The 9461-nt window shown below is 40.5% G+C and carries 17 protein-coding genes; 2 read left to right on the forward strand and 15 right to left on the reverse strand.

Translation table 11 applies throughout. The features are described from left to right. Positions 1-138: 138 nt before the first annotated feature. The 13 genes from QNM16_RS21605 to QNM16_RS21665 all read right to left on the reverse strand — a co-directional run bounded on the left by QNM16_RS21605 (position 139) and on the right by QNM16_RS21665 (position 7198). Complete coding sequence (locus QNM16_RS21605; RefSeq protein WP_284022354.1) at positions 139-375, reverse strand: hypothetical protein; 237 nt, start codon at positions 373-375, stop codon at positions 139-141. Then, a complete protein-coding gene (locus QNM16_RS21610; RefSeq protein ID WP_417710446.1) occupies positions 372-779 on the reverse strand; it encodes a 3TM-type holin in 408 nt (135 codons plus the stop codon). Before QNM16_RS21610 ends, QNM16_RS21605 begins: the two co-directional genes overlap by 4 nt. Next, entirely contained in the window at positions 767-1186 is a 420-nt protein-coding gene (locus QNM16_RS21615; protein ID WP_284022356.1) for a glycoside hydrolase family protein, read from the reverse strand. Before QNM16_RS21615 ends, QNM16_RS21610 begins: the two co-directional genes overlap by 13 nt. Positions 1187-1240: 54 nt before the next feature. Continuing rightward, positions 1241-2623, reverse strand: a complete 1383-nt coding sequence (locus tag QNM16_RS21620; RefSeq protein WP_284022357.1) for a pentapeptide repeat-containing protein — start codon at positions 2621-2623, stop codon at positions 1241-1243. A 96-nt stretch (positions 2624-2719) separates the two neighbouring features. Next, positions 2720-3928, reverse strand: a complete 1209-nt coding sequence (locus tag QNM16_RS21625; RefSeq protein WP_284022358.1) for a hypothetical protein — start codon at positions 3926-3928, stop codon at positions 2720-2722. A gap of 236 nt (positions 3929-4164) precedes the next feature. Then, positions 4165-4536: a hypothetical protein gene (locus QNM16_RS21630; RefSeq protein ID WP_284022359.1), complete on the reverse strand. Its 372-nt coding sequence runs from the start codon at positions 4534-4536 to the stop codon at positions 4165-4167. Beyond that, entirely contained in the window at positions 4523-4744 is a 222-nt protein-coding gene (locus tag QNM16_RS21635; protein WP_284022360.1) for a helix-turn-helix domain-containing protein, read from the reverse strand. The genes QNM16_RS21630 and QNM16_RS21635 overlap by 14 nt, the downstream gene beginning before the upstream one ends. After that, on the reverse strand, positions 4744-5043 hold the full coding sequence (locus QNM16_RS21640) for a DUF1364 domain-containing protein (RefSeq protein WP_284022361.1): 300 nt from the start codon (positions 5041-5043) through the stop codon (positions 4744-4746). The genes QNM16_RS21635 and QNM16_RS21640 overlap by 1 nt, the downstream gene beginning before the upstream one ends. After that, positions 5040-5507, reverse strand: a complete 468-nt coding sequence (locus tag QNM16_RS21645; RefSeq protein ID WP_284022362.1) for a DUF1367 family protein — start codon at positions 5505-5507, stop codon at positions 5040-5042. The genes QNM16_RS21640 and QNM16_RS21645 overlap by 4 nt, the downstream gene beginning before the upstream one ends. After that, the gene (locus QNM16_RS21650; RefSeq protein WP_284022363.1) at positions 5488-5718 is read right to left on the reverse strand and encodes a helix-turn-helix domain-containing protein; all 231 of its coding nucleotides are present in this window, start codon (positions 5716-5718) and stop codon (positions 5488-5490) included. The genes QNM16_RS21645 and QNM16_RS21650 overlap by 20 nt, the downstream gene beginning before the upstream one ends. After that, entirely contained in the window at positions 5715-5975 is a 261-nt protein-coding gene (locus tag QNM16_RS21655) for a hypothetical protein (protein WP_284022364.1), read from the reverse strand. The genes QNM16_RS21650 and QNM16_RS21655 overlap by 4 nt, the downstream gene beginning before the upstream one ends. A gap of 10 nt (positions 5976-5985) precedes the next feature. Further along, a complete protein-coding gene (locus QNM16_RS21660) occupies positions 5986-6972 on the reverse strand; it encodes a helix-turn-helix domain-containing protein (protein WP_284022365.1) in 987 nt (328 codons plus the stop codon). Positions 6973-7021: 49 nt separating this feature from the next. Next, the gene (locus QNM16_RS21665; protein ID WP_284022366.1) at positions 7022-7198 is read right to left on the reverse strand and encodes a hypothetical protein; all 177 of its coding nucleotides are present in this window, start codon (positions 7196-7198) and stop codon (positions 7022-7024) included. A 96-nt stretch (positions 7199-7294) separates the two neighbouring features. On the opposite strand from QNM16_RS21665, the gene QNM16_RS21670 reads away from it, so the two are divergent. Beyond that, on the forward strand, positions 7295-7783 hold the full coding sequence (locus QNM16_RS21670) for a hypothetical protein (RefSeq protein ID WP_284022367.1): 489 nt from the start codon (positions 7295-7297) through the stop codon (positions 7781-7783). Between the two features lie 89 nt (positions 7784-7872). On the opposite strand, the gene QNM16_RS21675 is transcribed toward QNM16_RS21670, so the two are convergent. Further along, positions 7873-8268, reverse strand: a complete 396-nt coding sequence (locus tag QNM16_RS21675) for a hypothetical protein (protein WP_284022368.1) — start codon at positions 8266-8268, stop codon at positions 7873-7875. Positions 8269-8655: 387 nt separating this feature from the next. On the opposite strand from QNM16_RS21675, the gene QNM16_RS21680 reads away from it, so the two are divergent. Beyond that, the gene (locus QNM16_RS21680; protein WP_284022369.1) at positions 8656-9105 is read left to right on the forward strand and encodes a helix-turn-helix domain-containing protein; all 450 of its coding nucleotides are present in this window, start codon (positions 8656-8658) and stop codon (positions 9103-9105) included. Positions 9106-9131: 26 nt separating this feature from the next. Here QNM16_RS21680 and QNM16_RS21685 read toward each other — a convergent pair whose 3' ends face one another. Next, positions 9132-9350, reverse strand: a complete 219-nt coding sequence (locus QNM16_RS21685; protein WP_284022370.1) for a hypothetical protein — start codon at positions 9348-9350, stop codon at positions 9132-9134. Between the last annotated feature and the right edge of the window lie 111 nt (positions 9351-9461).

The following is a 9461-nucleotide window of genomic DNA, read 5'->3' on the forward strand; positions in this document are numbered from 1 at the left end:
TCATTAAAATCAATTAACTTACCACCTAACTGGTAAAGGTGGTGGCGGCCCATGCAAAACCGAAAATTTATCAATAACCGCGAGTTTGCTCCCCGTGGTTGATCTCCAACTCTCTAGGGTCCCCGAGCTTTTGGAATTTCACTTTGATGAGTTGCTTATTAGCTCATCTAACTTCCGCTCTATCGAGTCGAGTCGCTTTTCTAGTCGCCTCAAGTCTTCCTTTCGCTGCTCTTGTATGTGAACTATCTGCGTTGTGTTTGTTGTTATGCGCTTATCCATGTCAGATAGAAATGTTAGTCCTGATACGATTAGCGCTACGGTTGTAATGATGTGGGCAATGTTGATTTCTTTTTTCATGTGCCATTGCTCATTCATTTAGTTACTCCCTTTATCTTTTCTATAGTGCGTAGACCTGCAAGACCTAACATGCCAAGAGTTAATTCAAGCATTACATCTAATGGCAATACTGGTGCGCCAATGTCAGGTAATAGCCATTGAAGTATTGGGTTAATAACAAAGGCGAACAAAAAGCCGAGGCCACATACCCACATTAGGAAAGGCCTAGCACCAGCAACGAATCGACTGCGATGTGACGCTTGTACTGAATTGATATGCGCTTGTATCTCTCTTTGCTTGTTGAGAAGTCGCGCTTTAATTACCTGCTGCTCAAGTACTTCTTCTTCACTCGTGTAAAGTTCATCTATGATATTACTTACTACTTGAAGTGGCTCTTTTGTTGCAACAGAAAAGATATTGGATAACCAGGTCACGATTGCCACTCTCCCGATTTCATTTGCAGTGCCAGCTCTGCGGCTCGTTCGGGTGTTTGTTTCGCCCACAGGCTATTGAGCATTTCTTTAGCTGCTAATTCATAATCACACAATTGCGCATGTTTTAGCATTCGCTTAAAACTCTTAAACCCATTGAAGCCCATTTGATATGTCATATTGATAAATACAGCCTGCCTAGCCGGTACCATGTTTGCGTACCATGGGACAGCGTTAGCTAATCGCATTCGAATACCTTCTATGCGCATAGAGAGAATGAGATCCGCCTCTTCTTCACTTATACCGCCACTATCAAGATTAAAGCCGTAACCGATAGTTAACGCGCCTTCAGTGCAATAGTAAGGGTGGCACCTAAAGCCCTCGTGCGCTTTTATCTGCTCTATTGTGTTCATAGACATGTTTTTACCTTTGTATGGGCAATAAAAAACCCCGCATTTGCGGGGCTTGTTTGATTAGATTCTAAATCGGTTCCTTAGGCCTAGACCTATAAGGAATATAAATATAAATGAGAAGAAAGAATGTAAGTAGCTTAGTAAGTTAAACCACCTTATTCGTTTGTCTTGATACAGGAGCTTCATACCATCTTCTCTAGCGCTTTTTGATACTGATAAAAAAGGGGTGACAGTGGCGATCGATAACTCTGTAGCTAGGGTGTATTTATCAACCGCACCAAGAGAATCATTGTTTGATTTATTTACAGCATAAACAGCGAATAAAGTAATACAAAAAGCTAACCACACAAAAGGTCGTAATATGCTTTGCCCGTAGTTGCTTGTTGCTGAGTAAAATATATCCAGAACAGATTGCAACGAACTTAACTCGCCCCACCTATTAGCTCTCTGCTCATCAGCATGAAACGCTAAAGCTCTTTTGTGATTCTTATTTTCATCAGCTATTTCTTTTAATCTGCACAAGCGTTCAGCATCATCTAAGTCAACAGCTTTTTTTTGAAAAGCGACATACTTTTCTCTAGTTCTCACTAAATGAACACGCAATTTACTCAGATCCACATGGAGATTCGTTTTTATTTGCCTTAAGTCTGGTATGCAACCGAAACTACCAGATATTAAAAACCTCTTTTCAAACACAGCACCTTTGAAGTCAAGTGATGTTAGGCGCTCAGCATTTTTTACATCAAACATAAATTCAGATTGAAATACTGCACCAACAAAAGTCACAAAATCACCAAAGGCTGACCGAATAAAATCAACTTTGCTACTGAAGACAGCTCCAGAAAAAAGCACAGGTCCACTGAAAGTTACTGTATTAATGAACACGCATCCGTTTAAAGTAACGTTATGAAAGGTAACTTCGTCTCTGAACGTTACCATGTTAAAATTGAGATTATCGCATGAAATTGTTTCGCGAAAGTTAGTGAAATCATTAAAAATTACTTTCTGAAACAAAGTGCTGCCGCCAAAGGTTGCATTCTGAAAGGAAGCGGTGGTGCCAAAAGTTACATTTGAAAAGTAAACATGGCTGTTAAACGCTGCATCAGAAAAGCAAACTGGGCTACTGAAAGTTACATTGCAAAAGTAAACATTGCCGCCAAAGTTGTATTCACTAAAGCACACTAGCTCTTTATTAAGCCTAAAAGGAGTTTCTCTTAGCCTCTCTACATTATCATTACCAGGAAAGCGCTCTTTCAATGCTTCATAACTAAATTCTACCCCTGTAAAGAAAACTTCTACCTCTGGATTTTCCTCAACCCACTTATTCCAAGCATCTTTTCCTTTAAGCCAGAGAAGAATAGCCTCGTCACCTTTGAGAGCTACTTCTCCATAGAGCTCAGATAAGCGGTTGATGTAATCTCTTAATTCCAACTCCTTTTCCATACTGATATATCTCGTAGTGGTATATGGATTCTATGATACTGATTTAGAGGGGATATGGAATAAAAAAGCCCCAATTCAATGTGGGGCTTTGTTTGTTTAAATCCTGAACCTATTTCGAAGACCTAAGCCTATCAAGAAGATAAAAACAAATGAGATACCTGCGTGGGCATAGCTATATAGACCATAATCTTCAGGTGGACTATCTCCATAGAGTTTTGCTATACCAGCTTCACGTTCTGTTTTAGATATAGATATAAAAGGAGTTACGGTTGCTATTGATACTGTAATAGCAGTTTTAAACTGACCTTCATCTTTATGTATGTTTTCAGGTTGTTTAAGGCTATATATTGCGAACATTATTATTGATAGAGCTAGATAGAAAAATGGCCTTGCTATGCTTTGTCCATAGTTACTTGTTAGTGAATAAAACATATCTAGTACTGATTGCAGTTTACCAAATTTGATCCACCTGCTGGCCCTCATTTCATCAGCGTGAAAAGCTAATGCCATTCCATGGTTTTTATTTTGTTCAGCAATTTCTTTTAATCGGCAAAGCCTGTCTGCATCGTCATCATCAAGAGCCTCCTCAACGCCACAGCCAGCTTTAAAAAACCGTTTTAATCGTACCCTCAATCCACCCAAGTCTACATGATGGTCTATTTTTGATTGCCTTAAGTCGGGTATACATTTGAACTCCCCCTCTATTCGCAAAGAACCTGAAATTCTAGCTTTCTTACAATCAAGCTGTGTGACATTACCCTTAAATAGCCTAAGCTCAACCGATGAATCTGAGATAAAATTATATAAGTTTATTTTCGAGTTTCCCGTCGATTTTATTACTATTCTTATATCCCCTTTACCCTTTATAGAGTTCTTCATACTTAATCCAGACCTCAACTCAGTATCAAAGATATGAAAATAGGAATCCCCTAAAGACGCTCCCCCAAAAGATAGGCTATCTAATTTGTTTCCGAGTAAATCAATGCTATCACAGCAAAATACTGAGCCAGCAAAGTTTATATGTAAATTAGGCTGTAAAATGAATTGAAAAAACAAATAGCGACATTGAAAATTACACCTTGAGAAAAATACCTTCTCCGCATTAAACTCAACCTTTCTAAACACCACACTCCCCCTAGGAAAGTTGAACTTAGAGAAGCTTATTGACGTTAGTTTTTCATTTGGGAATACAAAATTTTCAACCTTTATATTCGCATCTGGGTTTTCTTCTACCCACTTATTCCACTCTTCTTTACCTTTTTCAAATAAATCAACCACACCTTGGTTTTGTAGTGTAATCGCCATAAAAACATCCTAGCTCGGCTTTGATGGTTTTATGCTAACCGAAAGAAAAGGCTTAGTGAACCTACTTGTTTATTTGTCGGCAATGATAAGTATCACCATTAAAGCGCTTATTAAATGACAGAGTCTATATAAGAATAATTGACGTATGCCTCTCGCGAGCATATTTAAATTATGACACATTCCCGCCTGAAGAAAACGACATATGGTGTCGTGTTTAGCGACTTTTCAGGGTTGCACTAGCTCATTAGGCTTTTTTCAGCCCTTAACAGCCAAAAATCAACACTGTAACCATCACCAAGTGTGGTCGCCCAATTGGATATTTCAGTATTACCCATGCCCTTGACGTATTTACCGACTAATACCTGCTTATGCTCTGTTCGCAATTTATCAATTTGCGCGGATAGCTCTTTAATATGCTCAGGTGGGTTTATATTGCTTGATCCATGGCTATATAAGTGACCATCAGATTTAAATAACCCACCGAGCAAATGATTTTCACGTATCTTCTCTGCGTTAGATTTACTCGAGTAACCCTGAAGCTGTTCTTTGCTTGCCCAGTACCGTCCCCACTGTTTAAGAGCTTTCCTTACTTCTTTAATTGTTTTCATTTGATTGCTGCTCCAATAGCAGTACAAAGCCAAGTTTTAAATCACATACCTGCTCGACCACCGCTTTTACGGTATCCCACTTTAACTGCACAGTGTCTTTTTCCCACCTTTGAACAGTCCGAGTACATACACCATAGAGTGAGGCAAGTTCTGCCTGAGACATTTCACGATAACGCCTTGCTGTTCTAATCGCTTGCCCACCAGTCATTAAGCCACCTTAATTAAGCCTTGGCTTAACCATATTTGCTGGGTTCTAAAAGCACCCTCATATGCGCAATTTTCAACATACTCCAGCGAACAAATGCGTGTCCGACGGTCGATTTCATCATGACAAGCGCTACAACAGAAAGTCGCGTGAATGTCATCGCACTTTTGACCCATACCAGAGCCTTTGCCAACGTGAGCAAGCACTACGGTTTCTGGATTGCCATTACAAACACCCGGGATACGAACTTGGCATTCCTGACCTTGAGCACTATTCCTTAGTTTTTTACTTTTTAAACTCATCCAAACTCTCGCACTATTTGATTAACGGTGTCTTCTACTTCTTGGTAGTTTCTGTAGCTGCTTAGCAAATTTTTAAGCAGCGCATCAATTGATCTTGAGTACAGCTTTTGAAATTCATCTTCACTCAATTTACTAAACGCAATAGATTTAGCTCTGACTCGAAATTCTTCACCGGGGAATGCCACAAATTCATAATGACCCGCACATATGGCGACCCACTTTCTAAACTCATCGAAGTTTTTACCGGGTGTAATCATCCGGCCTTTATACTCAACAGGCTTTGGTTCAAAGTGGTCGTAAGCTAAGTTAAGCAGCGCCATATATTTCCTATGAAACTTGCAATTGCGCGGCTGAGTTATCTTGGCCTGAACAGTTTTACCAAGAGCAATTCCCTTAAGTGCTTCTCTGCTTTGCTCATCAGCAGGTATAAGTGCGTTTGTGGTTCTAGCTAACTGTAATTGCATCGCTACCACTAGCCTCTTTGCATACGTCTAGAAAGTCCTGACCCAACCCCTCAACTACACCGACAACATCTCTGAAATCGGGGTTGCTTTCCTTGTTTTCCCAGCGCCTTAATGTTCGCTCTTCAACACCATAGTGTGCAGCTACCTCAGCTTGAGTTAACCCCGCGCGCATACGTGCTGTGCGAATTACTTGTGATGCTAATAGATTCATGCGACCTCCTGATCTGAGTTTGCTGCTTCCTTAATTTCAATCCTGTATTCCCAAAGGTTTTTGGTCCCTGAGCGAACACGTTTATGCTTAATAAGAAATGCCGATTCGTGAATGTCACGCCACCTTGCAGACATAGCAGTTTGGGTGTCAGTTTTGCCAAACTGCTGAAAGCTCGCATTACACACCTCTTCTAAGGTCCAAAATTTTGAGCCTGTAATAATGAATTGCAGTCGATCTTTCTGAGTTTTTATTGCCATATTCCTTCACCTATAAAGCGATATTTTGTCTTTCTAGAACGTTAATCAAATCAACTCGCAAACGACCTGCACGCCACTCTGTGAGTAGATTATCTTTATGAATTTGCGGGAGCCTACTAAATGAATAGCCTTGCAACAGAGCTTCACCGACTTCTTTTTTTCCAGAGTGCTCGGTGATCTCTCCAGTTTCAAAAAACGATGCAACTTCACCTTGAGGTGCCCTCAAGCGCTGTAAACCCAATTCTTTCAAATCAGGGTTGACCCAATCGTACATGAACCGCTGCCACCCTCTGACCACCCATTCGGAAAGACACTCATCAATAGTCAGTCCGTTTTCAACTGCCAGCGTCAATTGCTTAACGTAGTAATTCAGAATGGTCTGTGTTACGGGGGCTTTTTTGGCTTTGCGAGATGCCTCCCAATCTTTGCGAACTTGCACACTTGGCACTTGAGGCCAAACGGAATAATCGAGAGAATTTTTTGATTTATTTTTTAATGGTTCTTTGGGTGGTTCTAATGGGTGGTTCTGACCCCCAAAAACGGGGGTATTCAAAGATCCAATTTCGGGGGTATTCACCGATCCGTTATTGGGGGTATTGGAATTAGCAATACATCCGCTTTTGGGGGTATTTGGTTTAACACCCTCTTGAGGGGCTTGATTTAAATGGCCCTGCGAAGGTGGCTGTTTTTCAATACATCCACTTTTGGGTGTATTAGTGTTTTCGCCCTCTTCAATACCTACTATACGATAGACTTTAACTTTACCTGTTACACCCTTACGCTTACCTGTGTCCTCAATTAAACCGAGAGACTCTAGCTTCTTAATATTGGAACCAATCGTCTTCTCATTTAATCCTGTGTCTTTTACTAATCTTGCAATGCTTGGCCAGCAACAGTGATCTTCATCGGCTCTATCAGCAAATGAGAGTAAGAGGAGCTTTTGTGTTGAGGTGCTTAGCTCTTGCCGCCAAGCCCAGTCAGTTGCAGCCCTACTCATACGTTACCCCTGTTTGATTTTTGTGCTGTGTGTGTCATAATACATCCTGTTATTGATTCGAAACCCGCCCCTCGCCAAAGTTTGCGGGTTTTGTTTTATCTAGACTTTTTACTTTCTTGCTTAACCAATTTACACCGACAGCCCTTGCAGCCACCCTCAGTGTTTTTGCATCTACTTTTCTTTTTTCCCGGTCCATGTTCAGGGTATTGTGTGTATATATTTTCAAACATAATGACTCCTTGATTAACTCTTATAAGCGCCCTTCCTGTCTGATAATATGCATGTGCTAACAAACAATTTTTTCAAACAAGAAGGACTTGAAATGGAAGGTAAAAACATTGAAAAAATGAATGAATACATAGCGAAAATTTTCGAAAAGCTGTATTCAGAATTTCCAAACCCGACATATATCGAATCATCAACCGTCACAGGTTTGCCATCAGTTGATTTCAATGACTGGGACGCATTCAGAGAGTTTAAGACTAATAAGGATACAGAGTTATTTATTAGCACTGCCGCATACCTATTTAATGAAGGGTACATTCGCTCATCGCAATTAGAGAGTGATGGTAAGCCTTGTGACCCTCTGAATTGGAATGTTGCTACACTGACAAATACAGTTTTGACAGAAAAAGCCCTGCAAGTTCTGAGTGCAAGACCGAAAGCCCTGCAAGGGAAGTCAATAATTGACATATCCAGAACCTTTAAAGAAGAAGGTATTAAGGCAGCGTCCAAGGAGCTAGTTAGTGCACTGGCCCAAGCGGGTATAAGCTTAGTTGACCGAAAATTAAAAATTCGAGACAACGAGTAAGCCTTAAACACTAACAGGTTTTTTAGGTAACCCTTAATTCTAGAGTGAAGCTCCATGATGATTTTCCTTAATTAACTTTATCGTGTGGGCTAATGGTTTATTGCGTCTGGGCTCAGCGCTTCAACACCCGAATGAAACACTTGAGTCAACTCTTGCGAGCTTGCTGACCATGGTTTTATTTGTGATGCAAGTTCATGCGCTACAGCTGAGCCGGGTAGCTTTGTATTTGTATACGCGATGAAATAACGCCATAACTTTGCTCTTGCTAGGTTGCGGTTTTTAAGAAGACGCTCTGCACGCTCCCCTTCTGTACAGTGCTTTTCTTGCGACGCTAGAAATTCTGCATCACTACACACCCATAAGTGATAAATTTCATCTTGCGCTAAAAGTGGATAGTCAGTCGGATCAAAACCTCCGTTGGACGCTTTAAAGAAACGTATAAAACCATGGTTATTCAATGCTTCTATTAAGACTTGTTTATTCATGCTCTTTCTCCCGATAGATTGCGGAGTTGCATGCGAGAGCTGTTGCAGATACCAAGCTCCTCCACTTGCTGTTTGGGCACAAGTAGAATTACATAATCAAGCTCCAGCACCGATATAGCCTTGCTTAAACTTGGCTCGCGTATCCTGCCAGAGCGACATGCATTTACCCAATCGCGTTTAAGTCCAGTCCCTTTGATTAAGCGCGCTATTGGCACATCATTAATTACCCTTATAAATTCCTGTTTCATTTACAATCCGTGATTATATTCAACACAATTGTGAATATATAACACAAAAAGCTTGCTTTACAATGTTTTTTCACATTTTTGTGGATTATTTTGCTCAAATCGTGCTTAATATAATAAACACAGCAAACAAGTTAGCAGCATGACCCCGAATTCGATTGTAAAAGACAACATTTGTAATTTGATGGAGCTTAATGGCTTAAACCCTTCCAGCATTGCAAAGCTTGTTGAGAATTTAGGGTTCAAAATTACACGCTCTTATATGTCGAAATTGACTGATCCCAACAAAGAAGCTCTGAATTTATCCTTAGATAAACTAGAGGCTATTGCTAAGGCCTTTGATATTGAGCCTGCAGATCTGTTAAACCCAATCTCAATAGAAAAAGACGGCACCATTAAGAAGGCAGAAGTTAGTTTGAATATTAAAATACTTGAGGATGCAATTCTTCAGGTGAAGGGCACAGCCAAAGAGGTTGGTATCGACAGTGTTGAGTTTGAATCCCGCGCCATTCCATTGGTATACGAGGCCCTACTTAGCGAGGATACAGACAGACTTAATTTAGAACTTATAAAACTGGCGAGAAAATACTGACTTAAAGCCAGTATTTCCAATCTGACTTACTTAGGATCGAGCCCGCCTCCGCCAGTTAAGGGTTTTACTTTATCACCTTTCCCAAAGAGAGAGTAATCGCTTTTTTCTGCTGGAGGTTCCGTACCACCTCCGCTACCCATAGGGTCAAGTCCAAAGCCATTTGTAAGCACTTCATAGGTATTGTGTTTTGATAAGCTGCCGCCGCACACTAAGCGCAGCTCTTTAAGTTTTTCAATCATAGCCACTTTAAAGTCTCCTTGTTTGTAAATTGCTCAGGTGGGTAATTTAATCAAGCCACTATATATTACCCGGTTCATAAATTTTCTAGATAAATAACAGTCAAAAGGACTGGTGCT

Origin of the sequence: Pseudoalteromonas umbrosa (assembly GCF_030125375.1) — a bacterium.
Lineage (GTDB): Bacteria > Pseudomonadota > Gammaproteobacteria > Enterobacterales > Alteromonadaceae > Pseudoalteromonas > Pseudoalteromonas umbrosa.

Excerpts from the sequence above, each read along its gene's own strand:
- QNM16_RS21645 (WP_284022362.1), bottom strand. The coding sequence starts at position 5,507 with ATGCAATTACAGTTAGCTAGAACCACAAACGCACTTATACCTGCTGAT.
- QNM16_RS21625 (WP_284022358.1), bottom strand. The coding sequence starts at position 3,928 with ATGGCGATTACACTACAAAACCAAGGTGTGGTTGATTTATTTGAAAAA.
- QNM16_RS21605 (WP_284022354.1), bottom strand. The coding sequence starts at position 375 with ATGAATGAGCAATGGCACATGAAAAAAGAAATCAACATTGCCCACATC.
- QNM16_RS21660 (WP_284022365.1), bottom strand. The coding sequence starts at position 6,972 with ATGAGTAGGGCTGCAACTGACTGGGCTTGGCGGCAAGAGCTAAGCACC.
- QNM16_RS21680 (WP_284022369.1), top strand. The coding sequence starts at position 8,656 with ATGACCCCGAATTCGATTGTAAAAGACAACATTTGTAATTTGATGGAG.
- QNM16_RS21630 (WP_284022359.1), bottom strand. The coding sequence starts at position 4,536 with ATGAAAACAATTAAAGAAGTAAGGAAAGCTCTTAAACAGTGGGGACGG.
- QNM16_RS21615 (WP_284022356.1), bottom strand. The coding sequence starts at position 1,186 with ATGTCTATGAACACAATAGAGCAGATAAAAGCGCACGAGGGCTTTAGG.
- QNM16_RS21650 (WP_284022363.1), bottom strand. The coding sequence starts at position 5,718 with ATGAATCTATTAGCATCACAAGTAATTCGCACAGCACGTATGCGCGCG.
- QNM16_RS21640 (WP_284022361.1), bottom strand. The coding sequence starts at position 5,043 with ATGAGTTTAAAAAGTAAAAAACTAAGGAATAGTGCTCAAGGTCAGGAA.
- QNM16_RS21655 (WP_284022364.1), bottom strand. The coding sequence starts at position 5,975 with ATGGCAATAAAAACTCAGAAAGATCGACTGCAATTCATTATTACAGGC.
- QNM16_RS21670 (WP_284022367.1), top strand. The coding sequence starts at position 7,295 with ATGGAAGGTAAAAACATTGAAAAAATGAATGAATACATAGCGAAAATT.
- QNM16_RS21675 (WP_284022368.1), bottom strand. The coding sequence starts at position 8,268 with ATGAATAAACAAGTCTTAATAGAAGCATTGAATAACCATGGTTTTATA.
- QNM16_RS21635 (WP_284022360.1), bottom strand. The coding sequence starts at position 4,744 with ATGACTGGTGGGCAAGCGATTAGAACAGCAAGGCGTTATCGTGAAATG.
- QNM16_RS21620 (WP_284022357.1), bottom strand. The coding sequence starts at position 2,623 with ATGGAAAAGGAGTTGGAATTAAGAGATTACATCAACCGCTTATCTGAG.